At 62.8% G+C, this 24,556-nt stretch carries 27 protein-coding genes, 1 tRNA gene and 1 pseudogene; 17 read left to right on the forward strand and 12 right to left on the reverse strand.

Annotated features, from left to right (window positions below; translation table 11 throughout):
• Position 1 precedes the first annotated feature (1 nt).
• Positions 2-841 (forward strand): pseudouridine synthase, encoded by an 840-nt coding sequence (locus tag DVDV_RS06150; protein ID WP_075353829.1) that lies wholly within the window; start codon positions 2-4, stop codon positions 839-841.
• A 16-nt stretch (positions 842-857) separates the two neighbouring features.
• On the opposite strand, the gene DVDV_RS06155 is transcribed toward DVDV_RS06150, so the two are convergent.
• The 11 genes from DVDV_RS06155 to DVDV_RS06205 form a co-directional block, all read right to left on the reverse strand.
• Positions 858-1,532, reverse strand: coding sequence for a C40 family peptidase (locus DVDV_RS06155; RefSeq protein WP_083634673.1), 675 nt, complete (start codon positions 1,530-1,532; stop codon positions 858-860).
• Between the two features lie 99 nt (positions 1,533-1,631).
• Positions 1,632-2,210, reverse strand: a complete 579-nt coding sequence (locus tag DVDV_RS06160) for a DUF2087 domain-containing protein (protein ID WP_075353830.1) — start codon at positions 2,208-2,210, stop codon at positions 1,632-1,634.
• Between the two features lie 303 nt (positions 2,211-2,513).
• Positions 2,514-3,671, reverse strand: a complete 1,158-nt coding sequence (locus DVDV_RS06165; RefSeq protein ID WP_075353831.1) for a SufD family Fe-S cluster assembly protein — start codon at positions 3,669-3,671, stop codon at positions 2,514-2,516.
• Positions 3,672-3,686: 15 nt separating this feature from the next.
• The gene (locus DVDV_RS06170) at positions 3,687-4,448 is read right to left on the reverse strand and encodes an ABC transporter ATP-binding protein (RefSeq protein WP_075353832.1); all 762 of its coding nucleotides are present in this window, start codon (positions 4,446-4,448) and stop codon (positions 3,687-3,689) included.
• 115 nt (positions 4,449-4,563) lie between these two features.
• Entirely contained in the window at positions 4,564-4,932 is a 369-nt protein-coding gene (locus DVDV_RS06175) for a response regulator (RefSeq protein ID WP_075353833.1), read from the reverse strand.
• 149 nt (positions 4,933-5,081) lie between these two features.
• On the reverse strand, positions 5,082-6,218 hold the full coding sequence (locus DVDV_RS06180; RefSeq protein WP_075353834.1) for an acyltransferase: 1,137 nt from the start codon (positions 6,216-6,218) through the stop codon (positions 5,082-5,084).
• Positions 6,219-6,270: 52 nt separating this feature from the next.
• Positions 6,271-6,648, reverse strand: a complete 378-nt coding sequence (locus DVDV_RS23245; RefSeq protein WP_254845277.1) for a hypothetical protein — start codon at positions 6,646-6,648, stop codon at positions 6,271-6,273.
• A 138-nt stretch (positions 6,649-6,786) separates the two neighbouring features.
• Complete coding sequence (locus DVDV_RS06190) at positions 6,787-7,092, reverse strand: hypothetical protein (protein WP_075353835.1); 306 nt, start codon at positions 7,090-7,092, stop codon at positions 6,787-6,789.
• 127 nt (positions 7,093-7,219) lie between these two features.
• Positions 7,220-8,131: an ADP-ribosylglycohydrolase family protein gene (locus DVDV_RS06195; protein ID WP_075353836.1), complete on the reverse strand. Its 912-nt coding sequence runs from the start codon at positions 8,129-8,131 to the stop codon at positions 7,220-7,222.
• 93 nt (positions 8,132-8,224) lie between these two features.
• A complete protein-coding gene (locus DVDV_RS06200; protein ID WP_075353837.1) occupies positions 8,225-8,905 on the reverse strand; it encodes a response regulator transcription factor in 681 nt (226 codons plus the stop codon).
• Positions 8,902-10,029, reverse strand: a complete 1,128-nt coding sequence (locus DVDV_RS06205) for a sensor histidine kinase (protein ID WP_075353838.1) — start codon at positions 10,027-10,029, stop codon at positions 8,902-8,904. The genes DVDV_RS06200 and DVDV_RS06205 overlap by 4 nt, the downstream gene beginning before the upstream one ends.
• A gap of 240 nt (positions 10,030-10,269) precedes the next feature.
• Here DVDV_RS06205 and DVDV_RS06210 point away from each other — a divergent pair, with 240 nt between their 5' ends.
• Positions 10,270-10,815 (forward strand): hypothetical protein, encoded by a 546-nt coding sequence (locus DVDV_RS06210; protein ID WP_075353839.1) that lies wholly within the window; start codon positions 10,270-10,272, stop codon positions 10,813-10,815.
• Positions 10,812-10,982 (forward strand): hypothetical protein, encoded by a 171-nt coding sequence (locus DVDV_RS22690; protein WP_175577071.1) that lies wholly within the window; start codon positions 10,812-10,814, stop codon positions 10,980-10,982. Before DVDV_RS06210 ends, DVDV_RS22690 begins: the two co-directional genes overlap by 4 nt.
• A 101-nt stretch (positions 10,983-11,083) precedes the next feature.
• Here DVDV_RS22690 and DVDV_RS06215 read toward each other — a convergent pair.
• Positions 11,084-11,170: transfer RNA gene (locus tag DVDV_RS06215), tRNA-Leu, on the reverse strand.
• Between the two features lie 111 nt (positions 11,171-11,281).
• Between DVDV_RS06215 and DVDV_RS06220 the strand changes: the two genes are divergently transcribed.
• From DVDV_RS06220 to DVDV_RS06280, 14 genes and pseudogenes are all read left to right on the forward strand, one after another.
• Complete coding sequence (locus DVDV_RS06220; RefSeq protein ID WP_075353840.1) at positions 11,282-11,968, forward strand: DUF554 domain-containing protein; 687 nt, start codon at positions 11,282-11,284, stop codon at positions 11,966-11,968.
• Between the two features lie 60 nt (positions 11,969-12,028).
• Positions 12,029-12,382: a hydrogenase maturation nickel metallochaperone HypA gene (locus DVDV_RS06225; protein ID WP_075353841.1), complete on the forward strand. Its 354-nt coding sequence runs from the start codon at positions 12,029-12,031 to the stop codon at positions 12,380-12,382.
• Positions 12,383-12,394: 12 nt separating this feature from the next.
• Complete coding sequence (gene hypB / locus DVDV_RS06230) at positions 12,395-13,051, forward strand: hydrogenase nickel incorporation protein HypB (protein ID WP_075353842.1); 657 nt, start codon at positions 12,395-12,397, stop codon at positions 13,049-13,051.
• A gap of 194 nt (positions 13,052-13,245) precedes the next feature.
• Positions 13,246-13,827: an outer membrane beta-barrel protein gene (locus DVDV_RS06235; RefSeq protein WP_075353843.1), complete on the forward strand. Its 582-nt coding sequence runs from the start codon at positions 13,246-13,248 to the stop codon at positions 13,825-13,827.
• 158 nt (positions 13,828-13,985) lie between these two features.
• Positions 13,986-14,966, forward strand: a complete 981-nt coding sequence (gene fliM, locus DVDV_RS06240; protein WP_043631437.1) for a flagellar motor switch protein FliM — start codon at positions 13,986-13,988, stop codon at positions 14,964-14,966.
• Between the two features lie 157 nt (positions 14,967-15,123).
• Positions 15,124-15,870: a peptidase-C39 like family protein gene (locus DVDV_RS06245; RefSeq protein WP_075353844.1), complete on the forward strand. Its 747-nt coding sequence runs from the start codon at positions 15,124-15,126 to the stop codon at positions 15,868-15,870.
• A 2-nt stretch (positions 15,871-15,872) separates the two neighbouring features.
• Positions 15,873-17,342, forward strand: coding sequence for a RimK family protein (locus DVDV_RS06250; protein WP_075353845.1), 1,470 nt, complete (start codon positions 15,873-15,875; stop codon positions 17,340-17,342).
• Positions 17,339-18,604 carry a glutamate-cysteine ligase family protein gene (locus DVDV_RS06255; protein ID WP_075353846.1) on the forward strand — a complete coding sequence of 422 codons (1,266 nt, stop codon included), beginning with the start codon at positions 17,339-17,341 and terminating at the stop codon, positions 18,602-18,604. The genes DVDV_RS06250 and DVDV_RS06255 overlap by 4 nt, the downstream gene beginning before the upstream one ends.
• Positions 18,570-19,289, forward strand: coding sequence for an N-formylglutamate amidohydrolase (locus tag DVDV_RS06260; protein ID WP_075353847.1), 720 nt, complete (start codon positions 18,570-18,572; stop codon positions 19,287-19,289). The genes DVDV_RS06255 and DVDV_RS06260 overlap by 35 nt, the downstream gene beginning before the upstream one ends.
• A gap of 103 nt (positions 19,290-19,392) precedes the next feature.
• Positions 19,393-20,364, forward strand: a complete 972-nt coding sequence (locus DVDV_RS23250) for a PAS domain-containing protein (protein WP_254845279.1) — start codon at positions 19,393-19,395, stop codon at positions 20,362-20,364.
• The gene (locus DVDV_RS23255; RefSeq protein ID WP_254845280.1) at positions 20,246-21,094 is read left to right on the forward strand and encodes a sigma 54-interacting transcriptional regulator; all 849 of its coding nucleotides are present in this window, start codon (positions 20,246-20,248) and stop codon (positions 21,092-21,094) included. Before DVDV_RS23250 ends, DVDV_RS23255 begins: the two co-directional genes overlap by 119 nt.
• 419 nt (positions 21,095-21,513) lie before the next feature.
• Positions 21,514-22,839: a 4-aminobutyrate--2-oxoglutarate transaminase gene (gene gabT / locus DVDV_RS06270; RefSeq protein WP_075353848.1), complete on the forward strand. Its 1,326-nt coding sequence runs from the start codon at positions 21,514-21,516 to the stop codon at positions 22,837-22,839.
• 53 nt (positions 22,840-22,892) lie between these two features.
• Positions 22,893-24,140 (forward strand): ABC transporter substrate-binding protein, encoded by a 1,248-nt coding sequence (locus tag DVDV_RS06275; protein WP_075353849.1) that lies wholly within the window; start codon positions 22,893-22,895, stop codon positions 24,138-24,140.
• A 66-nt stretch (positions 24,141-24,206) separates the two neighbouring features.
• Positions 24,207-24,556, forward strand: a pseudogene (locus tag DVDV_RS06280) (branched-chain amino acid ABC transporter permease); the annotation flags it as partial.

The raw sequence follows: 24,556 nt of genomic DNA on the forward strand, positions 1-24,556 counted from the left end.
TATGGATGCACTTTCCCCCCCCATGCGCATCAACAAGGCCCTGGCTGCCGCCGGGGTCTGCTCCCGCCGCCATGCCGACGAACTCGTGGCTGCCGGCCGGGTCACGGTCAACGGGACCATCGTCACCGAGCAGGGCTTGAAGATTGATCCCGCCCGGGACAGCCTGGCCGTGGACGGCGTTCCCGTGGTCCTGGCCGCAGCCGATGCCGCGCCGCTGACCGTCATGCACCACAAAAAAGCCGGCGTGGTGACCACGGCCAACGATCCCGATGGCCGGCCAACGGTTTTTGACCAGCTGCCTGAACCCTGGCGCGGCCGACGCCTGTTTTCCGTTGGCCGGCTCGACTACTATTCCGAGGGTCTGCTGCTGCTTACGACCGACGGCGAACTGGCCTTTCGCCTGGCTCACCCCCGCTGGCACGTGACCAAACGCTATCAGGTGGCGGTGCGCGGCCGGGTGACGCCGCAATCCCTGGACGTCATGCGAAACGGGATGCGTCTGGCCGAGGGCGAGTTGCTCGCCCCGGTGCGGACAGAACTGGTCGGCCGGCCGTCAGACGACCGTTTTGTCCTTGAAATGGAACTCACCCAGGGGATTAACCGGCAGATTCGGCGCATGTGCCGCGATCTTGGCCTGACGGTCCTCACCCTGGTGCGCATTGCCCAGGGACCGCTTATTCTCGGCGATCTGCCCCCCGGGCAGTACCGGCTGCTGACCCCAAACGAAACCGACGCCCTGTACCAGAGCGTGGAACTGGACCCAGGGGCCATGTCGGCCAACCCCGCTTCCACCCCGGCCCGGCCGGCCGCAGACGCCGCGCCTTCGCGCCGCAAAGCCTAGCCCGACCGTCGCCCGCTTATTCGATCACCCGCCGGACATGGGACAGACAGTCCCGGTACCAGCCGGCATAGCGCCGCACGGCCACGCCGGTCTTGTGGGAATCGATGAGCTGCCCGTCGCCCAGCCACACAGCCACGTGGGAGACGCGCGAGCCGTCGCGGCTGGTGATAAAAAGCAGATCGCCCACGGCCCAGGGTTCATCCGGGGCCAGTCGCCGGCCCGGAGCCTTGGGACCATCGGCCTGGGCCGCGATGGCAGAGGTGAAACGCAGGCCGAGGCCATAGTTGTAGACCCAGGACGTGAAGTTGGAGCAGTCCAGCCCCGGCCCCTCGCCCGGCGGATCGTAGGCCGGGATGTGGTGGTGGCGATAGGCCAGCCCGACATAGCGCCGGGCCACGGCAGCCACCCGCGCCCGTTTCCAGGCCAGGGCCTCGTACCCGGCCGGGACGGCCACGGGCGGATAGGCGGCGGACCTGGGTCCCCAACTGCCCAGAGCGGGATTGCCGTACCACGCCCCTGGCGGCACAGCCGACTGGGGCAGACGGTCCCGTTGCGGGAAATCCCCGGTCACCGCCTCCAGGGGAATGGCCGAGGCGGCCCTCGACGATACCGGGGCGGCAAGGCCGGGCAGCAGGAACATTCCCATCAGCAGAACCATGGTCCGGTAAAGCGTCTGAGTGGTCTTGTCCATGGCCCGTCATGGCATGGCTTGCCCGACCGGGCAAGCCGTACCCCGCCAAAACGCCCGCACCAGCCAAAGCCGGATGCGGGCGTTTGCCTGCGCAGCGTATCAGGACGCGGCAGACGGATGTGCCTGGGGCGCGCCGGACCTGGCCAACTGCCGGATCAGCTCCAGCCCAAGCGGCGTGGGCCGCCCTTCCACCCGGCGGTACTCCCGGCAGTCCGGAGTCCGTACCAGCAGGCCCGTATCGCAGAGTTGGCGACGCAGCAAGGCGGCATCGCCGAAACTGTGCTGGGCGTTTAGGTGCTCGTTGACCTCCCGTTCGTTCATGACGCGGCGAGCGGGAATGCGCGACCACAAGAGCCACAGGCAGGGTTGCTGTTCGCTGTGCTTGGCCGGCCAGCGGAGAAGCCGCCCGGCCGGGTCGAAGTGGCGCAGGAGGCGCTTTAGGCGCACGAAATCGACCGAGGCCTGCAACGGCGGCGTTGTCGGGAGCTTGGCCAGTTGTTCGCGGGCCTGGGCATTGGCCCGGAAATGCTGGAAATTGCGGCAGCCGGCCGATTTGGCCAGGATGTTGAGCAGTTCCACATGACCGGGAGTGTCCCCGGACTCGGCCAGACGAGTGCGCAAAGACTTGGCCAAAGCGGTTATGTCGTCAACATGAAAGGGAAATAAATCGCGTGACATCGCTTATCCTTGAAGCGTGCCTGTCCATGGAGGGAGTGTCGGTGGTCGCCGTCTTCCGACGCGGCACGGGATAAGGTGTCGGTACGGAATGGAAAACGCGGCAGGTTTAGCACCCCTTGCGGGGCGGCGACGCCTGGGTGAACTGCCGACCGGGTTTCGGCTTATCCCAGGTTTGGGTCTTTGGCAACAGCCAGACGGCGCAAAAAAGCCGGAGCCCCAGCGGACTCCGGCCATGAAAACCTGGACGTACCGGCTGCCGCAAACGGCAACCGGCGATCAGGACATACCTTTCGGCCAGCCAGCCTAGAACATGTCCTTTTCGGACTCGCTGATGGTGGCTTCGATGACGTCTTGGAGTTCCTTGGGCAGGCCCATGATGTCCACATTGAGAAAGCCGCGCACGATGGTGGAGGTGGCTTCCTCTTCGTCGAGGCCCCGGGCCATCAGGTATTCGATCTCTTCCTGGGCGATCTTGCCAACGGCCGCCTCGTGGGACAACTCCACCCCATCGACCGAGCCAAGCAGCTCCGGGATGGCATGGATGATGCCGCCGCCGAGAATAAGCCCCTTGCACTCCAGGTGGCCCTTGGCCGGCACGGAATTGCCGCCGATAAATCCCCGGGCGATGATGGTGCCGCCCGAGGCAATGGTGCGGGAGATGATCTCGCCCTTGGTGTCGGGGGCGTTTAATTCGATGCGGCTGCCGGTGTCCACATAGGACCCTTTGGGCGCGACGATGACGGAATTAAACCGGGCCACCGCCCCCCGGCCGTTGAGCCGGATAGCCGGATAGGACTGCAGGTCCTTGACGGGCTTAAGCAGCACGTAATTATTGACAAACACCCCACCCTCGTCCACCACGCCGCCGGTACGCGGCCGCACAACCGTGGACTCGGCCCAGTTGTGGATCATGGTGAAGGTGAGCTTGGCGTTCTTGCCGACAAAGATTTCGGTGATGCCGAGATGGGCCGCGCCCTTGGAGCCGTGGGCCACCGAGCAGCCGGTGATGATGTGCAGCTCCGAATCGTCGGCAACAATGATGACGTTGTGGACGTTCTGGCCGATCATGTCGCCCTTGAGAAACAGGCACGACTGGACCGGTTCGGTGATCTTGGCCCCTTTCTCGGTGCGGATGAAGTACCCGCCGTGCAGATCTCCGGCCGCAGACCGGGTGAACTCGTCCTTGTCCTTGTCCACCTGGGTCCAGAAATAGTCAGGCAAGCCGTCGTATTTGGCCAGGGCTTCCTTGATATCCAGGACTTCGACGCCCTTTTGCAGACTCTTGCAATGGACCCGGCCGTGGTCCACCTGCAGGTACGTGCCGGCGCGTTCGCGTTCCTCGACATCAATGCCGGACATGAGCATCTCGGCCTTGTCCGCCGCATCCATGGTGCGCAGATCCGGAATTTCACCAAGCGTCGAGCCGCTAAACCGGAAGGCTTTCAGATCGATCTTTTCCATGACAGCTCCCGTTGGCTAGTTGAGGCAGCGCACGCATTCCTGGTAGCCGTACTGGCTGATGTGATCCAGGATGTTGCGGGGATTGGCCTCGCAGCACAGGTGGCCGTTGAAAAGCACCTGCCCCCGGTCGGCGTTCAAATATTCGAGGATATAGCCGGTGTGGGTGATGATCAGTCCGGAGACGGGACGTTTAAGCACCCGCTGCTGCTTCATGCTGGAGTTGGGCCGGGGTTCGATGCCGCCGGTCAGCACGTCGCGCACGGTATGCCCGATCAGCTTCATGTTCTCCAGGTCGACGCCGGATTCCGGCTCGTCAAACAGCAGCAGATAGGGCTTTTGGGCCATGAGCTGGAGCAGTTCCGAGCGCTTGATCTCGCCGCCGGAAAAGCCGGCATTGACATCGCGCTCCAGGAATTCGTCCATATTGACCTTGCGGGCCAGGGCGTCCACGTCGATTTCCGCCTCGCGGGCGCACATACGCACCATGTGGCGGGTTTTGAGGCCATGGATGGTGGGCGGACGCTGAAACGACATGCCAATACCCAGGCGCGCCCGCTCGTAGATGGGGGCGTGGGTGATGTCATGGCCGCGAAACAGGATGCGGCCCTTGGTTATTTCGTAATTGCCAAAGCCCATGAGGGTCATGAGCAAGGTGGTCTTGCCCGAGCCGTTGGGACCAAAAAGAATGAACGTTTCGTTGTCGGCGATGTGCAGGTTGATGCCGGCAAGGACTTGCCGGTCGCCGATTTTCACATGCAAATCTTCGATGCGAAGCATGATTCCCTCGCTTTTTGCGCCCAATACGGGCGTTGCTCCGCCTGGGGTCTACGGAAAAACCCCGGCAAAGTCCACTCATCAGGTCGGAAAGCTCCGGAGGGAAAGGAGGAAGGGGTCAGTGGCTGTCGTAGCTGCGGATGATCGAGGCCAGTTCGTCGCAGTCATAGGGCTTGGCGAGGTAATGGCGCACGTCGAAGTGCTTGAAAAAATCCATGTGCTGCCGCACGCCATAGCCGGTCACGACCACGATGGGAATCCGGCTGACAGGCGTTTCGGCGGCCCGGATACGGCCAATGAACTCCCGGCCGTCGAGCTCGGGCAGGCGCATATCGAGGATCACAAGATCAAAGGCGTCCTTCACAACGGCTTCCAGGGCCAACCGTCCGTCGGCAACGGCGGTGATGCTGTGGCCTTCGTCTTCCAGCGTCTGGCGGGCCAGGGTGGCGTGGTTGACGTCGTCTTCGGCAAGCAGAATGCGCAGCATAAATGCTGGTCCTCCCTCCTGCCCACAAAGCAGGATTCGTGCCTTTGTACCATGCCTCCCAACAATCTGAAAACAAGAATCTTTCTCTTTTCCCTTCGAAGAGCAGCCCCATCCGGGCGTCCTGTTTTACGGCAAAACAGGAAAAACAATCAATTGCCGCCAGCCGTTGCCCGGACTGCCACAGCCCGTCCCGGCGCGGTCCTGGCCCCAGTGGCAAAGCCGTAAGCCGCCGGCACCAATTTGGAAAGCAGTTCAGCCACAAGCCACAGGCCGATAATGGTGGACAGCCCGCTGCCGAAATAAAAGGCGATCTGCTGGGCATTGCCGACCGGCCACCAGACCGAGAGCAACCGTGTTTGCAGCACCGAGATGGTCGGCTCATGGGCCAGATAGACAAAAAAACTGTGCCGGCCCATGCGCTGCAGCACCGTGCTGTCGCGGACCCAGGGTATGGCCGAAAACCGCCAGAAGGCTATGAGGCCGAAGACGAGGTTAGCCTTGAAGAGAAACTGCCGCACGGCCTCGTCAGTCAGGCCCAGGGATTTGGAGCAGACCAAAACAGCGGTCAGCAGGCAAAAAATCCAGGTCCCGGCTCGCTGCCACCAGGAGACCCCGGCCAGGGGCAGGCGGCACCGGGCCAGATACCCGCCAAGATAGAAGGCAAACATGTCGCCGCCGTAGGAATACGGCCCTTCCGACAGGCCGGCCCACAGGCAGAAAAAGGTCACCAGGCCGACGCCGGGGGCTTCCTTGAAAAACACCAGGAAAATCGGCGAGACCAGAAAAACCACGAGCAGATCGCGCAGAAACCAGAGCGGATAGTTGATCGGCGTGGTGCCAAGGCCCAAGGTCTTGGTGACAAGACCCTCAGCGAGCACGAAGTTCCAGGAACCAAGCATCTCGATGCTGCCGACAAAATAGAACCAGGCCACAAGGCCGATATTGAACAGAAGATAGGGCACGAGCACCGAGACGAATTTCTTGCGCAGCATCTCGCCGTAGGCAGTCAGGGACAGCTCGAATTTGCGCAGGAACAAAAAGCCCGAAATCGTGAAAAAAAGCGGCACAGCCACAAAATCCACATGGCCGTTTAAGATATCGAGCATGAGCGCCGCGCCCGGAGCGGTCTCGCCGGCGATGCGCACAGTGATACCGCGCGCGCCGTGGGCTAAAACGATCAGACCAATGAGAACGATGCGCAGGACGTCGATGCGTTTGGATACATCGCGGTCGAGGGGTTCGCGGGCCGGCCCGAGTTTCCAGGCCGGTTTGGCGGTTTCGGTCACGAGGGGAACTCCTGGGATGGGACCGGGTAGCCGGGCGTCCGGGATCACGGCCTCACGGCGCGGCTCCCGGACGGGAAACGGCAGGGCACGCGCCGGACAGTCCACGGTCCGGTGCGTCAACCGGCTTTTGGTCAAAGCCGCACACAGCCAGTGCCGCCGTCTGCCCGGGGCCGGAAGGCCCGGGGACAGATGCGGTCAGCCGGGTGTGCCACGCAACCGGTTGTGAATCAATGGGCGTAGGCGAGCATTTTTTGAGGCGGGCCGGGGTGACGGAATAGCCCTCTTCACGCAGGATGCGCACGAAACTGTCAATGATGCACTGCGTTGCGAAATCTTTCTTGGTAATGCTCGCAGAATGCATGATCTCGCGCAGGACGAGGTCAATCATATAGACGCAATGGGCAATGTCCTTGATATCCTTGTCCGCCATAAAGCCTCTTCATCCAACCATGGCCCGACCATGCGCCCGGGAGCCGCATCGCCCATCGACCTCGATGGGACATTGAGGCCGCCCTCTCGTCTGTCCTTTTCACAAGGCACACCAGACTTCTCTGTTTGGAAACAACACTCAGAGAGAGAGGGAAACGCCCGGACAGGCCACGAGTTTTTTAAAATCCGCCCCGTCCACAACACCCTGGCGGTAGGCGATGGCCACGTAATCCCGGCGGATGCGGTCGATAAGCCGCTCCATGTCCTCGACCAGGACCCGGGCTTCCTCTCCGGCCTCTTCCCGGGCCAGGGCTTCCAGGGCCACCATGCGGGCCTCAAGCTCTTTCATATGAACGGCCAGTTCCCCATCGACGCCCTGGACATTGACCAGATCATCGATTCTCGACTGCACCAGTTCCGGCAAATGCGCCTTGCAATCTTCCATGTCCTCCCCCTGGCCGCCGGCAAAAGCGACCGGTCGCGCCCGGCCATGACCGGACGGGTTTGGCACGATGCAACAGGCTATACCCCAACCCCGGGCCGCTGTAAAATCTGTTCGCCAATTGCCCGGTTCAGCGGGTGGCAATGACCTGCAAATCTTCCTCGATGACTTTCCTGGCGGCCAGTCCCTCGACCCAGGCCTTGGGCAGTCCGGCCAGGCCCGAGGCAGCGCCAACGACCATGCCGGCCAACAGGCCCCGGGCCGCGCTGTCGCCGCCGGCCATGACGTTGTGGGTCAGGCAGGCAGGCAAATCGCGGGGATAGCGGGCAATAAGGTGGATTACCCCCGGCATGGCCTCTTCAATGTGGCAGGTTTGGCCGAAGCCGGCTATGGCCTCCACCGTGTCCTGGCCGGCCGAGGCAAGGCCCATTTCCAGCCATTGGTTGATGGGGGCGCTGGCGTATCCGGCCTCGGCCGCCTGCATGAGCGCTGCTTCCGGGCTTTTGCCGCCAAGCACGGCCCAGGCGGTGCGGGCGAAAAATTCGGCCCCCTCAATGACCCGGGCGTGGTTGTGGGTCATCTTGGCCTGCGCCCGGGCCGCATCCACCAGGGCGGGCAGGTCGTGGCGAAGCGCGTAGACGAGTGGCGAAACCCTGGCCGCGCCGGACAGATCGCTGGAATTGGACCCGGAATTGGCCGGCCCTTCGCCGAAGTTGAAAATTTTCAGGGTCATGCGGGTGGCACCGTCGATGTATCCGTCGTAGGCCGCAAAGAGCTGCTGCCAGCGGGTGGCAAAATCCTCCAGGTCAAACCGGCCCCGGGCGGCCAGGGAGTCGAGCAAAACCAGGGTCTGATCCCCGTAATGGGTCAGCTCCCCGGCTTTCTTGCCGGCATGGTAGCTGTCCGCGGGTGGGTCGATAAACCCGGTCACCGGCCCGAAGCGCTGGGCCAGAGCTGTCGTGTCATATTCCCAATGCGGCCCAAGGGCCAATGCATCGCCGATAAAAGAGGCCAGGACCATGGCTTTAGCCGTGTCGGACATACCGCCTCCAGGGTTTGCCGGACAATATACCGGAGAACTAGGAAACAACCAAGCCCCGGACCGGGGAAAAGCCCTGGCGCACCCCGGCCATCTTCATTCGATCAGATCGTCATCAAGATCCACAATACCCAGGCGGACAGCGTAATGCACCAGTTCGGCCAGATTGGTCAGGCCGAGTTTGCCGAAAATGTTGCCGCGATGATTTTCCACGGTTTTTTTGGAAACGAACAGCTCTGCTGCGATGGCCGCCGGAGTCCTGCCCTCGGCCAACAGGCGCAGCACCTGCTGTTCGCGTCGGGTAAGCCCCTCATAGGCCGGATCCCGGGGCCGGGTCCGACGGACGGCGTATGCATCCAGTCGCATGAGCACCTGGGGCGTTATGGCCGCGTCGAGGTAGCGCTCGCCGCGCACCACCGCTTCGATGCCGGCCAGCAGGCTCGAAGCGGCCGAATCCTTGACGACATAGCCCATGGCCCCGGCCCGGAAGCATTCGGCCACCAGATCCAGGCGGGCATGCATGGTGACGACCAGCACTCCGGGGCGCGGCTGCAACCCAGGCAGACGGCTGAGGACCTCGACGCCGCTGCCCTGCCCAAGCCCGATATCGAGGAGCAGCACATCCGGCGTCAGCTCCCGGACGGCAGCCACTGCCGCAGCCACGTCAGCCGCCTCGCCAACCACGACATACCGGGGGTTGCCGGCCAAAAGCGCGGCCAGCCCCTGGCGCATCAGCCCGTGGTCGTCGACAATGAGAATCCTGACGCTGTCGGTCACGTTGCCCCCTGGCCAAGCGGTATCTCGGCCTTTATCCGCACCCCCTGCCCCGGTCGCGACCGGATAGTCAGCCTGCCGCCAAGCAGGCGCACCCGTTCGCCCATGCTCCAAAGGCCCATGCGCTTTTGCCCCAGGGCCTCCGCCAGCCGGACCTCGGGGTCAAAACCCACGCCGTCGTCGCCAACACGCAGCAGCAGCAAGGGATGGGAAGCGATCAGGCGGACGACAATGCGCGAGCAGCGGCCGTGGCGGCAGGCATTGGCCAGGGCTTCCTGGAGCACGCGGTAGAGGTTGAGCCCGGTTTGAAAATCGACCCGCACCGCGTCCAGGCCGTCGGCGGAAAATTCCACCATCAGGCCGGTGCGGGCAGCGGTCTCGTGGCAGAGGTTCGAGGCGGCCTCGACCAGCCCCAGGCGGTCAAGGGCCGGGGGGAGCAGGTCACTGGCCAGATTGCGCAGGGAGGCAATGGCCGCCCCCAGGCGGGCGGAACTCTCCCGGACCGCTTCCTGGCCGTCGGGGCTCAGGCTGTCGGCAACGCCCGGCATGGCGGCCAACCGGTCCAGGGACAGGCGCACCAGGGACAGGTTCTGGGCCACGTCGTCATGCAGTTCCCGGGCGATGCGCTGCCGCTCGGTTTCCTGGGCCCTGATCAGTTCCCGGGAGAGCTGGCGCAGCCGCTCCTCGTTGTTGCGAGACTCGATGATGCGCCCGAGATGCTCGGCCACGGCATCAAGAAGATGGCGCTCCTCGCGCAGAAACGGGCCTTCATCAGCCTCGGCGCATTTGTCCAGATAGCCGACCTCGATGCGGCCGATGACCTCGCCGCGACTGCGTATGGGGCTTTCCTGGCGGGCAACCGGCCGACGCCAGTTGGGCGTGGCTTGATTGCGTCCGCCAATGGTCACCCGCACGCAGGTCACGGCCGGATACTGCCAGGCCCGGGCAGCCACCCGGCACGCCCCGGCCAGGATGCCGTCCAGGGCCATGTCCTGGCACTGGGACAGGCGGGTGATCTCGTAGAGGCAATCGAGTTCCTTGATGCGTTCGCAAAGCGCGGCCACGGTTTTGGCGTGTTCGGCCTCGCGTGCGGCGGCCAGGGGATCGGGCGGTGCGGGAGCGTTCATGGAGGTGTCGGATTGGAGGGTCAGACCATCTGGGGATGCCGGAGACCTAGCCTTTTTCGCTGTCCTTGTCAGCCCTGGCCGCGCCATGCCGACCGGCCCCCCCGGCATTTCGGGAGACCCTCCCGGAATACCGGGGAAACATCCCGAAGCCTTTCGGGAGCCGGCCTGATTGCACCGCTCCCGCCCCGTCGTAGGATGCTCCCGTATTCCGGCCCGCCTGGGGCCGGAGGGAGGTCGTTTATGTCGCAGCCTGAAACCGTCGTTCCCGGAATCGATGCCGCCGAGTTTCCCAATGGCCGTTCCGGCATCCCGGCCGGAACGCAACGCCGCGCCTCCGGCGCACCCGGCTTGTCTGTTCGACCGCTTGGCCCCGGCCGCTGGTGCGTTGTGGCGTCCGTGCCGGATGCCGATCCGGACCTGGACGTCTATTTGTCGCCGGCCGAGGGTGGCACGATCCGGGTTGTCCGCTGGCCGGGTCGCTACGATATCCGCATCGAGGGAATGCTTGGCGAGGCGGGCATCGCCAATCTCGGCGATTGCCTGGTGGGGGCGCTTGAGGGGGGCGTCAGGCATATCGGCCTGGAGTTGCTGGACCCTAACCAAGTGGTATTGCCAACCGCCGAAGGTCTGCTGGAGTGCTTTGGCCGCCAGTCGGCCCGGCAGGGTGGGCGGCCCGGGGTGTCGGTTGCCGGCGACGGAGCCGGGGCGCGGGCTCTTGCCCTAGCCTTTGCCCGGGGCCTTTCCCGGGCAAGCCGCACCGGTTTGGGCCAAGGAGGCCGGTTATGAATATGCTGTGGTGGATCATGGCTGGCTTGGCCCTGCTTGTGGCCGTCAGCCTGGGCAAGCGGGTGCGGCCCAACCGGACGCATCTGCCCGGTGATTTCAATTTCGACGGCTATAAGACCCGGGAGATTGTCCAGCGTGGGGTGTTTGACAAGACCAAGTGGCGGTAACGTGCTCTTTGGCTATGCCCGCCGGGGCTATACCGGGACTGGGGCAATAAAAAACGGGTTGCCGCTCTCTTTCCAGACAGCGGCAACCCGTTGAAATTTTCTGGTACCGGGAGGGGGACTCGAACCCCCAAGGCCTTGCGACCGGCGGATTTTGAGTCCGCTGCGTCTACCAATTCCGCCATCCCGGCACGAATTGGTTACACTACACGACATCCCCTCCCCCGTCAAGGTCCTTATCCCTTGTCCTGGACCGCCCAACCTGATAGCCCCTCACCTGCCCACGCGCAAAAGGAGCTGCCATGTTTCCGCTCGGTCCACTCGTCAACGGCGCGGCCATCATTGCCGGAAGCCTCCTTGGCCTCACCCTGCACGGACGATTTCCCGACCGCGTGCGCACCATCATGTTCCAGGCCTTGGGCTTGTCCATCCTGGCCATCGGCATCAAGATGGCCATGTCCATGACCTCGCCCATCCTCGTTGTCGTTGCCATGCTCGTCGGGGCCGTCGTCGGCGAAGCCCTGGACATCGAACGCCAGTTCGCCCGGGCCGGCGATGCCGTAAAGGGGATGCTGCGCTCGGACAACGCCCTTTTTACCGACGGACTGGTCACCGCCTCGGTCATCTTCTGCTCCGGCACCATGGCCATCCTCGGCTCCTTTGACGAAGCCCTTCGAAACGACCACACCCTGCTTTTCACCAAATCCATCCTCGACGGCTGCGTGGCCATGATCCTGGCCACCACCTACGGAGCCGGTGTGGCCCTGTCCTTTCTGCCGGTCGCCCTCTACGAGACCGGGCTGACGCTGTTTGCCGGGGCCACCCAGGCGGCCTTCACCCCGCCCCGTCTGGCCCAATTGTCAGCGGTGGGCGGCCTGCTCATCATCGCCATCGGTATCAATATGTTGGGTCTGCTCAAGATCAAGGTGTCCAATCTGCTGCCGGCCATGCTCCTGGCCGCCGTGCTGGCTCCCTTTTTCGTCGATTAGGCGGCAATCCGGCCGGGATTTCTTTACGTGGCCGGGGTTTTGCCGTAAAGGGGACCGGCCATGCACGAACTTTCCATCGCCCAAAGTCTGCTTGCCCTCATCGAAGATGAGATGGCCAAGCACGACCAAAAGACCCTCGTTATGGTCAAGGTCAGGCACGGCCGGCTCTCTGCCGTAGTGCCGGAAGCCCTGTCCATGGCCTTTGAAGTCCTGACCACCGACACCCGGCTGGCCGGATCGCAACTGGTCATGGAAGAAACGCCTGTGGTGCTGCGCTGCAGGACATGCCAGAGGGAGTTCTCTCCCGAGTCGCCCTCGGCCGCCTTCGCCCCCTGCCCGGGCTGTGGCGAGGAACTGGGGCATACGGTCCTGTCCGGCCGCGAACTCTACATCGAATACCTCGAACTCGAATAGCGGAGACTGGCCATGCAAATCCCCGTGGTGCGCAACATTCTGGAGGCCAACAGTAATGTTGCCGCGGAACTCAAGACGTTTTTCGAACAAAAAGGCATTCTCGTCTTAAACCTCATGAGCTCCCCTGGCGCGGGCAAGACCACCGTGCTCGAACGCACGTTGACCGATCTTCGCGAAGAACTGCGCATGGCCGTAGTCGAAGGCGACCTGCAAACCGACAACGACGCCCGCCGGGTGGCCGCGACCGGTGCCCAGGCCGTCCAGATCAACACCGAGGGCGGCTGCCATCTGACCGCCTCCCAGGTTCAGGAAGCCCTCAAAAGCCTCGATCTGGCCGGACTGGATATTCTTTTTATCGAAAACGTCGGCAACCTCGTGTGCCCGGCCGAGTTCGATGTCGGCGAAGACTTCAAGGTGACGCTTCTCAGCGTGGCCGAGGGCGACGACAAACCCGAGAAATATCCGCTCATGTTCCATATTTCCGCCGCCATGCTGCTCAATAAAATCGATCTCCTTCCCTATGTCGATTTCGACCTGGACAAGGCCGGTCGCCACGCCCGCACGCTTAACGCCGACATCAGCCTCTTTCCGCTCTCGGCCCGCACCGGCGAGGGGCTTGGCGCATGGTACGACTGGCTGCGGGAAAAGGTCCGGGCCAAGCGGTCCTGAAAAGCTGCCCCTATCCCCCGGCGCGGTTTCACTTTTTTATAAAACGAAACAGGCCAAAGACCCGATCCGGTTTTCCCGGCCCGGGTCTTTTTTATGGAAGTGGCGGTATCCTTGAACAAAAGAGATCGCGCGGCGTTGGCACAACAATTGTAATGATCCCGGCGATTCCCAAATAGCTACACAGGGAGAAGGCTATGGATGCGTTACTGAAAAAGATGCTGTTTGTCCTTTCCGCCGCCTGCCTGATCCTGGCCGCGACGGCCGGATGGGTCATGGCCCAGAACTTCACCGCCGGAAGTTTCAACTTCGAACCCCGGTTCAGCGCCTTCGGAACCACCAATCCGCGCGTCAATTCCATCCTGACCTACGGCGGCGCGATCAACTACTATGTCATGGACAATTTCGCCGTGGAAGCCGAAGGCATGGGCGTGTACGTGGACCAGAACAAGCGCTTTGAAACCGCCACCGGCATGGGCAGCAAGTCTGATCCGGCCAACGGCATCGCTGGCAACTTCAACCTCCGCTGGCACTTCATTGCCACCAGCCAGGCCACCATGTTCGCCGGCGCGGGCCTCGGCGGCCTGTGGGCCGATGCCAAGGTGCCGTACAACGGCTTTGAGAACAGCGTGACCGAAAACGGTGAAATCGGTGCAACCTATGCCCTGAGCCAGCAGTTAAGCCTCAAGGGCTCGGTCAAGTACATGCATATCGGCCAGTTCAGCGACCAGGGCATCAACGCCTTCGGTGGCACGCTCGGCTTAAACGTCAGCTTCTAGATCGGGGCGGCTTGCCCGCCGCGCCAGAGTTCGGGGCCATCCCCGGATAACGGATGCGACCGGCCGCCCCTGGCGGCCGGTTTCGTTTTTGCGGCTCCCCTTTTCATTTCGGGCCGATAGCCCTATAGTGGTGAAATTAACGGCCGAAAGGTGCGGGCATGAGCAAAATACTGGATCAGGACGAAGTTGATGCGCTGCTGCGAGGACTCTCGGGCGGCGAAATCGAGGCGGAAAACGACATCCTGGAGGACGACTCCGGGGTCGTGGTCTTCGACCTGTCCAACCAGGACCGCATCATCCGGGGCCGGATGCCGGTTCTGGAAATCATCAACGACCGCTTTGCCCGGCTGGCCTCCAATGCCATGGCCAACGCCATGCGCAAGCGCGCCGACGTCAACCCGATCTCCATAGACATGTCCAAGTTCGGGGACTTCATGCGTTCCCTGCCCGTGCCCACCTCGATCAATATTTTCAAGCTCGACCCGCTTCGCGGCAACGCCATCTTAGTCGTTGATTCACGGCTGGTCTTTGCCATGGTCGAGAGTTTCTTTGGCGGGGCCGGGTCCCAGCCCAAGATCGAAGGCCGCGATTTCACCCCCATCGAGCAGGCCATCATCAACCGCGTGGTGCGCATCGCCCTGGAAAACATGGAGGAATCCTGGCAGCCGGTGCACGAGGTGCACATCGAACTGGTGCGCAGCGAGGTCAACCCCCAATTCGCCGCCATCGTGCCGCCAAGCGACGTGGTGGTCGTCGTCACCTTTGAAGTGGAACTGGAAAACGCCATCGGCTCGCTGATCGTCTGCCTGCCCTACGCCACCATCGAGCCCATCCGCTCCAAGCTCTACGCCTCCTTCCAGACCGAGCGCCTGGAAGTGGACCATGCCTGGATCGCCCGGTTCAAGGAGCGGCTCATGGAGACGCCGGTGGAACTGCTGGTGCGCTTTGGCCGGTCGCAAATCACCGGCCGCCAGCTGCTGTCGCTCAAGCCCGGCGACATCCTCATGCTCAACAACGACGTGGATGACCTGCTCGAAGCCGAAATCCAGGGTGTGCGCAAGTTCAAGGGCATCCCCGGCATGGTCAAGTCCAACAAGGCCTTCCAGATCGTCAAGGAAGAAGAAATCCGCCTGGAATAGCCTGCTCCCACCCTCCCCGGAAGCAGGGCCAGGGCCGCTGGAAAAAATCTTCCTGCCTGTCAAATAATTCCAAGACCGTGCTATTCCTGAAGAAATCCGGAAACATTACAATTCGGGCCATGGTCAGCCAATCCGGCCCGTGCTAGTCCCCACAGTCGTGGAATCAAGCAAACTTGCCCTTTCCATCCAGGCCCAGCCCGATGACACCACCTGCGGGCCGACCTGCCTGCACGCCGTGTACGGCTACTACGGCGACGTCCTGTCCCTCGACTCGGTCATTGCCGGCGTCACCACCCTGCCCGGCGGCGGCACCCTGGCCGCCCATCTCGGCTGCCACGCCCTGGACCGGGGCTATGCCGCCAAGCTCTATTCCTTTGATCTGACCGTCTTTGACATCACTTGGTTTAACTCCTCGAAAATCGATATTGCCCGCAAGCTGACCGAGCAACTGCACTACAAGACCGAACCGCGCCTTCGCGAAGCAACCTTCGCCTACAAGGCTTTTTTGCAGCGTGGCGGCAAAATCCGTTTCGAGGACCTCACCGCCGGTCTCATCCGTTCCATCCTCAAACGCAACCGGCCCATCCTGGCCGGCCTCTCGGCCACCTATCTTTATCGCACCCCCCGGGAACGCGAGCAGAACGGCATCACCTTTTTTGACGATTTGCGCGGCCACCCGGCCGGCCATTTCGTGGTCCTAAACGGCTACGAACCAGACCGTCGCACCACCCATATCGCCGATCCGCTGCTGCCAAATCCAATAAGCGCCAGCCAGTATTACGAGGTTACGCTTAACCATCTGGTGTGCGCCGTCATGCTTGGCATCGTCACCTGCGACGCCAATCTGCTCGTCTTGTCCCCCAAAAAGAAAAGCCGGCCCGAAGACCGGCAAAGGAGCTTGTGAGCGTGTCCGTTCTGGTGGTCATCGAAAACCCCGAGGACTGTTCCCTGGTTTTTTCCGGCGTCGAATCCGTTGCCGCCCGCAGCTATCTGGCCGACGAGGCCTTCACCACCCTGCGCGGCGTCAAAATCATCAATATCTGCCGTTCCTACCGCTACCAGTCCATGGGCTACTACGTCTCGCTTCTGGCCGAGGCCCGCGGCCACAGGCCCGTTCCGTCCATCACCGCCATCCAGGACATGAAGTCGGTCGGCATCATCCGGCTGGCCTCGGAGGAACTCTCCGAACTCATGGACCGGGTGCTGGCCGAGCGGGCACCCGAAAAAACCAGCTTCTCGGCCTATTTCGGCAAAACGCCGGAAAAGGGCCTGGAGCAATTGGCTTCGCGGCTGTTCAAGCTCTTCCCGGCTCCCTTCCTGCGGGCCGATCTCAGTTTCCAGAACGGCTGGCAGCTGCAAAACGTCTCCCCCCTGTCCGTGCGCGACATCCCCGAGGAAGAGCGCGATTTCGCCGAAGCCGTGTCCGCCGACTACTTCACCGGCAAAAAGGTCAGCATTCCCAAACGCCAGGTCAGCCGCTACGATCTGGCCATCCTGTACGATCCCGAGGAACAGCGCGCGCCGTCGGACGCCCGGGCCATCAAGCGCTTCACCAAGGCGGCCGAGAACCTGGGGCTTGGCGTAGAGATCATCACCCGGGAGGATTCCAACCGCCTCTCCGAGTTCGATGCGCTCTTTATCCGCGAAACCACCAACGTCGACCACCACACCTACCGCATGGCCCGAAAAGCCGCAGCCGAGGGGTTGGTCGTCATCGACGATCCGGAATCGATCCTGCGCTGCTCCAACAAGGTCTACCTGGCCGAGGTGCTCACCCGGCACAAGATACCCGCCCCGCGCACGGTCATTGCCCACTGCAAAAACATCGACCACATCCTGGAAGAACTGTCCCTGCCGTGTGTGCTCAAGCAACCCGACAGCGCCTTTTCCCAGGGCGTGGTCCTGGTGCGCGAATCCGACGCCCTGGTCCAGGAGGCCCGACGCCTCCTGGCCAAGTCCGATCTGGTCATCGCCCAGGAATACCTGCCCTCGGACTACGACTGGCGCATCGGCATCCTGGACAGGCGGCCCCTTTTCGCCTGCAAGTATTACATGGCCGCCGGCCACTGGCAGATTTTGCTCAAGGGCAAATCCGGCAAGGACATCTACGGCCGGGTGGAAACCCTGCCCGTGGCCAAGGTGCCCAAAAAAGTGATCAATGCGGCGCTCAAGGCGGCTTCGGCCATCGGCGACGGCCTCTACGGCGTTGATCTCAAGCAGGTTGGGGAAAAGGTCTACGTCATCGAAGTCAATGACAACCCCAATATCGATGTCGGCTACGAGGACGAAGTCTTGCAGGATGAACTCTACCTGCGGGTGATGGAAGTGTTCCTCAAACGCATTGAACGACGCAAAACCGGGAGCCTCAATATATGACCAAGGCCAGACCGCTTTTTTCCGCTTTCGGCATCGAGATCGAATACATGATCGTGGATCGGGAGACGCTTGACGTCAAACCCGTGGCCGACGCCCTGCTGGCTGCTGCCGCCGGCCAGGAAGGGGCCTGCGACGCGGTCATGGGGCCGGTCACCTGGTCCAACGAACTGGTGGCCCATGTGCTGGAGATGAAGGTGACCAAGCCGGCCAAGAGCCTCAAGGGCCTTGCCGCCACCTTTGCCAAGAGCGTGGAGAAGGCCGACAAGCTGCTTGCTCCGCTTGGCGCGCGCCTTTTGCCAACCGGCGCCCATCCCCTCATGGATCCCTTCAAGGAAACCGTGCTGTGGCCCCATGAGAACGGCGAACTCTACCAGACCTTTGACAGCATTTTCAATTGCAAGGGCCATGGCTGGGCCAACTTGCAAAGTATGCACCTGAACCTGCCCTTCAAGGGCGACGACGAGTTCGGCCGCCTCCATGCCGCCATCCGGGTGCTGCTGCCCATCATGCCGGCCCTGGCCGCTTCCACCCCCATTCTCGACGGCAAGGCCACCGGCTTTCTCGATGCCCGCATGGAGCACTATGCCCACAACGCCGACCGGGTTCCCTCGGTCATGGGCATGGTTATCCCGGAAGCCGTTTTTTCCATTGATGAATACCACCAACGGGTGCTTGAGCCGCTGTATCGCGACATCGCCCCCCTGGACCCCAATGGCCTGCTCCATGGCGATTTCCTCAATGCCCGGGGGGCCATTCCCCGGTTCGAGCGCTCCACCATCGAAATCCGGGTGCTCGACACCCAGGAATGTCCGGCCGCCGACTTCGCCCTGGCGGCCGTGGTCGTGGCTGCCCTGAAAGGTCTTGTTGAAGAACGTTGGTCCACCTACGAGGAGCAGAAAGCCTGGGGCACCCGGCCCCTGGCCGACATCCTGGGCAAGACCGTCCACGACGCCGGCCGCACCAAGGTTTCCGAAGACTATGCCAAGCTCTTTGGCGTCTATGCCCCGTCGGTCATCCCGGCCAGGGTCATCTGGCGGCGGCTGGCCTTAAGCGCCCTGCCGAGCATGGATTTCGATCCGGACTGGGAAAAGCCGCTCGGCGTCCTGGTCGATCAATCGAGCCTGGCCCGGCGCATCCTGGCCGCCGTGGACGGGGATTATCGCCCGGGCACCATCAAGCGCATCTACGGCCAATTGGCGGACTGCCTGAAACAAAACGAGCCGTTTAATGTCGGCATCCTGGGCGCTTCTTATTACCTGTGAGCACGGCGGCAATGCCGTGCCCGGGGACTACTCCCCGCTTTTTGCCGACTGGGGCGAGGTCCTGGCCAGCCACCGGGGTTTCGACCTCGGCGCACTGGCCACGGCCCGGGTGCTGGCCCGGGCCGTGGCCGCGCCGCTGCTCGCCGCCACGGTCAGCCGCCTGCTCGTGGATCTCAACCGGTCGGTCGGCCATCCCCGGCTTTTCTCGGGAGTGACAAAGGGTCTGCCGCACGCAGCCCGGCAGACCATCCTGGCCGCCCACTACCATCCCCACCGCGAAGCCGTGGCCCGGTTGGCGGCCGAAGGACTGGCGGCGGGCAAAACCGTGCTCCACATTGCCAGCCACAGCTTCACCCCGCGCCTCAATGGCGTGACCCGCCACTGCGACGTGGGCTTTCTCTACGATCCCGGGCGGGCGGCGGAAAAGACGTTTTGCGGCAGATGGCTGCGCGAACTGGCCTGTCTGGACGGCGACCTCATCCTGCGCCGCAATTATCCCTATCGCGGCGTATCCGACGGCTTGGCGACGGCCCTGCGGCGTCGTTTCGGGGAGCGGTATCTGGGCGTGGAGCTGGAGGTGAACCAGCGCTTTGCCCTGGGCGGCGAGGAGACGCTTACGAGTGTCAGCGACCACATAGCTGACGCGCTCGTCCGGGCCTTGGGCAGGAAGACGGTCTGCCGGTAGGCCGGCCCAACCCACCCCGCCGTTGCGCCCGGCCGGCCTTTCGTGCCATGGGAGCCGTACCGACATCGAACATCCCGACCCGACGGAGGATCGCACACCCGCCATGGCCGCCCCCTTCGCCGCATCCGACATCCTTGGGTCGCTTCCCCGGCCGGTCGTGGCCGTGGACGCCGATGGCCGGGTGGCCAGCGCCAACCCTGCCGCCCTGGCCCTGTTCGGCCCGGAGGTGGCCACGCCCGGCGCGGCCTTGCCCCTTATCCGCCCCGATCTCTGGCAACACCTCGCCCGCTGCCTCAAGGAGGCCGCCCCGGCCTATGACCGTCTCGACGTCGGGGCCAGAACCATTTCGCTGACCGCCTTTCCCGTGCGCCGCGACGGTCGCGTGGTCGGCGCAACGACCATCTGCCGTCCCTGTTCCGGTGAAGCCCATCCGGCCATGGAAGGGCAGTTGCGCTCCATCCTGGACTCGGTTTCCGACGGCATCTGGATCTGCGACGGCACCGGGGCCATTCTCGACATCAACGCCGCCTCCGAGCGCCTCAATTCCATTGAAGCGGCCGAGTATATTGGCAAAAACGTCGCCTGTATCGTGGCCGAACGTATGGTCGACCGCTCGGCCACCCTCGATGTCCTGGAAACCAAACGCCAGTCGAGCATGATCCAGCACATCACCAAGACCGGCAAGCAACTGCTGGTAACAGCCACGCCGGTCCTGGACGACCAGGGCAGGGTGGCCCTGGTGGTGGTCAACGAACGCGACGTGACGGAACTCCAGAACCTGCGCCAGGGCCTGCAAAACGCCCGCAAGGTGGAGGAACGCTACCGCAGCGAGCTGGCCGAACTGTCCCTTTTCGAACTGTCGCAAAAAGACATCGTGGCCCAGAGCCCGCAGATGCAACGGACCTTGCGCACGCTTTTAAAGCTCGCCCAGATGGACGCCTCCCGGGTCCTGCTCCTTGGCGAATCCGGCACAGGCAAGGGCCTGCTCGCCAAGTTCCTGCATCAGGTCAGCCCCAGGTCGCAAAAACCCTTTATCCAGATCAACTGCCCGGCCGTACCGGAAAAACCTTTTTGAGGCGGAACTGTTCGGGTATGAGAAAGGGGCCTTTACCGGGGCCAAGGAAGACGGCAAGGCCGGGCTTATCGAGTTGGCCATGGGCGGAACGCTCTTTCTCGACGAGGTGGGCGATATTCCGCTTTCGGTCCAGGCCAAGCTGCTCAAATATCTCGACGACCACGAACTGCGGCGTCTGGGCGGGGCTGATCCGCGCATTGTCGAATGCCGGGTGGTGGCCGCCACCAACTGCGACCTCGAAGGGCTGGTGGAACGCCGCCAGTTCCGCAAAGATCTTTACTATCGCCTCAACACCTTCGTGGTGCGCATCATTCCCCTGCGCGAACGCCGCGAGGATATCTTCGGCCTGGCCGAATTCTACCTGGCCCAGCAAAACGCCCGCCACGGCCGGGCCAAACGCCTCTCGGCCCGGGCCATGCGCCACCTTGAAGCCTACGATTTTCCCGGCAACGTCCGCGAACTCGTCAGCATCATCCAGAAAGCCTTTGTCATGAGCGACGACGACGATCTCACCGAAGCGTTGATCGAAGCCCTGGCCGGCGACATGCCCCTGCCCGCCTCCCTGCCCGGTCCCCGCCCTCTGGTCCAGTCCACCGAGCAGGCCAGTATCCGACGCCTTCGGGAAGCCATGGCTGTGTGCCGCACCACCCGGGAAATGGCCGCCCACCTCGGGGTGAGCCAGGCCACCGTGGTGCGCAAGCTCAAGCGCTACGGCCTGTCCCGGTCCTGATTCATTTCTGCATCAGCCCTTTTTGTCCAGGACCGGGAAACGCCCTTTTTCGCGTTGTCCCGATTTTGCCGTTTTTGTATCCATACGCACGGATTCATAAGCATTCGCTTCATTTTTTGCCGGACTTGCAAAAGGCGTGGCCTGGGCTGACAGGCGTTTTGCGCCTCTGGATCACCCTGATTCAGTCTGATTCAGAACTGCTTGTCATACAACGCACTGGTATTACATATTTTTTACATTTTTGCTGATTCATTAAAGAATCAAATTTATTCCCCAGCAACCAACTCGACAATACAATACTCATGAATCATTGGATTTAAATATCAGGCCCGGTTTTTGCTTTGAGTGGCCATTGCCATCTATGTGCATTTTGGTACGAGGCACTGTCGCCACTCAACCGAAACATCCGAGGATGATCCGTGAACACCACCGACAAGGCGCAAGAACTGCAAGCACTGCGCGACCGTTATGTCCCCAAGGGACATCCCAACGCCACGCCCTTTTTCGTTGAATCCGCCAAGGGCGCTTTGCTTCGCGACGTCACCGGACGCGAGTTCATCGATTTCGTCGGCGGCATCGGCGTGCTCAACGTCGGACACTGCCACCCCAAAGTCGTGGCCGCCATCAAGGATCAGGCCGGCCGTTACCTCCATACCTGCTCCATGGTCACCATGTACGAACCCTACGTCATGCTGGCCAAACGCCTGTCCGACGCCGCCCCGGGCGACGGCGACAAGAAGGCCATGTTCGTCAACAGCGGCTCGGAAGCCGTAGAGAACGCGGTCAAGATTGCCCGCTGCCACACCGGCCGAAATGGCGTCGTCGCCATGAAAAACGCCTTCCACGGCCGCACGCTCCTGGCCATGTCCATGACCAGCAAGGTCAAACCCTACAAGTTCGGCTTTGGCCCCATGGCCCCGGAAGTCTATCAGTACCCCAACTATGCCTACTGCTACCGCTGCCCGCTGGGCCTGACCTATCCCAAGTGCGGTGTTGCCTGCGCCGACAAGCTGCGCGAGTTTTTCGTGGCCACCGCCGCCGCCGAGAACATCGCCTGCATCGTGGCCGAACCGGTCCAGGGCGAAGGCGGCTTCGTGGTCCCGCCCAAGGAGTTCTTCGAAAAGATCCGGGCCATCTGCGACGAATACGGCATCGTGTTCGTGGCTGACGAAATCCAATCCGGTTTCGGCCGCACCTCCAAGCTCTTTGCCATGGAGCACTTCGGCGTCACCCCGGACCTCATGTGCGTGGCCAAGTCCATGGGCGGCGGGCTGCCCCTGGCCGGCGTGGTCGGCAAGGCCGAGATCATGGACTCCGTGTCCCCCGGCGGCATCGGCGGCACCTATGGCGGCAACCCGCTGGCCTGCCGGGCCGGACTCGCCGTCATGGACATCTTCGAACAGGACAACCTGCTCGCCAAGGCCGAACGCCTGGGCAACGCCATCAAACGGCGTTTTGCCGCCTTCAAGAAGCAGTATGAACTGATCGGCGACGAACGCGGCCTGGGGGCCATGCGCGCCCTGGAGTTCGTCTCCGACCGCACCGCCAAGACCCCGTGCCCGGAAGCGGCCAAGGGCGTGGCCAAGTTCTGCCAGGACAACGGCCTGCTCGTCCTCTCCTGCGGCAACTTCGGCAACTGCATCCGGGTACTCATGCCCCTGGTCATCACCCGCGAGCAGCTCGAACGCGGCCTCGACATCATGGAAGAAGGCATCCGCGAGGTGTCCAAGACCCTCGGCAAATAGGCTGGCAACACGACTTGACCCAGGCAACCGACAACCAACAAAGGGGTGTAGGCATGAAAAACGGTTCTTTTACCTCGCTTTTAGCCGGCTGTATGGGCGTGGCCCTCTCCGCCGCCCTGTTCGCCGTCCCGGCCCTGGCCGCTGACAAAACCGTCAAAATCGGCAACGTCGAACCGCTCTCCGGCCCCTCGGCCTCGGTCGGCGTCCAGGGCAAGCAGGCCCGGGAAATGGCCGTGGAAGAGATCAACGCCGCCGGCGGCATCAAATCCCTGGGCGGCGCCAAGCTGGAGCTGGTCTACGCCGACAGCAAGTCCGACCCCACCGTCGGCGTCACCGAGACCGAGCGCCTGATCAACACCGAAAAGGTCAACCTCATGACCGGCTGCTGGAACTCCGCCGTCACCTACCCGGCCACCCAGGTGGCCGAGCGTTACGGCATCCCCTTTGTGGTGCCGGTTGCCGTGCGCGACACCATCACCGAGCGTGGCTTTAAAAACGTCTTCCGCATCGCGGCCAAGGATTCCTGGTGGGTGCGCGACCAATTCCGCTTCCTCAAGGACATGCAGGAAGAAACCGGCGTGAAGCTGAAAAAGATCGCCTTTGTCTTTGAAAACGGCGACTGGGGCACCGGTTTTGCCGAGAAATGGCGCGAACTGGCCAAGAAAGACGGCTACGAAATCGTCCTGGACGAGCCGTACCCCTCCACCGCCACCGACCTCACCCCGGTCGTGACCAAGCTCAAGTCGGCCAACCCCGACATCGTGCTGCTGGTCTCCAACGCGGCCGATGCCATCCTGTTGACCAACACCATGACCGAAATGCAGCTGAAGCCCAAAGTCGTCCTGGCCAGCGGCGGCGGCCATGCCGACCCCAAGTTCCTGGAAAATACCGACACCAACGCCCTTGGCATCTTTGACGAAGTCGAGTGGAACACCGACGTCAACAAGCCCGCGGCCAAGCCGGCCAACGAGAAGTTCAAGAAAAAGTACGGCTATGACCTGACCGGCGAGTCTGTTGACGCCTACGTCGCCATGTACGTCATCGCCGACGCCCTGGAGCGCGCTGCTTCCACCGAGCCGGCCAAGATCCGCGACGCCCTGGCTTCCACCAACCTCACCACCGGACCGGGCATGGTCGTCTCCTACGACGGCGTCCAGTTCGACGAGACCGGCCAGAACAAGAACGCCGGCATCGTCATCGTCCAGGTGGCCAATGTGGACGGCAAGCCCGACCGCGTCACCGTGTGGCCGAAATCCGCCCGTCGCGCCGGCTACACCCCGGTCTTCCCGGCCAATAAATAGTATTCATGGCACCAACGTCCCGGACCGGCCCGAGCCGGTCCGGGGCATAACGTCCGGAGAGGCTTCATGACCGCGGTGATTCAGGCGGCGCTCAACGGCACCATGATGGGAGCCATGTACGGGCTGACGGCCCTCGGACTCACTCTGATCTTCGGAGTGATGAAGGTCGTCAACTTCGCCCACGGCTCGCTTTTAATGGTCGGCATGTTCAGCGCGTATTGGCTGATTCGTCTCACGGGCATCCACCCGTATCTGGCCCTTGTCATTGTACCGCCCGTCCTGTTCGTTTTCGGCTATTATCTGCAGGACGTGGTCATCAAACCCGTGTTTAAAGCCGAAGGCCAGGTCCGCGAACCGCTGACGGTCATCATCGTCACCACCGGTGTCTGGTATGTCCTGGACAACCTGGCGCTGAT

Source organism: Desulfovibrio sp. DV (assembly GCF_001936595.1).
Classification (GTDB): domain Bacteria; phylum Desulfobacterota; class Desulfovibrionia; order Desulfovibrionales; family Desulfovibrionaceae; genus Solidesulfovibrio.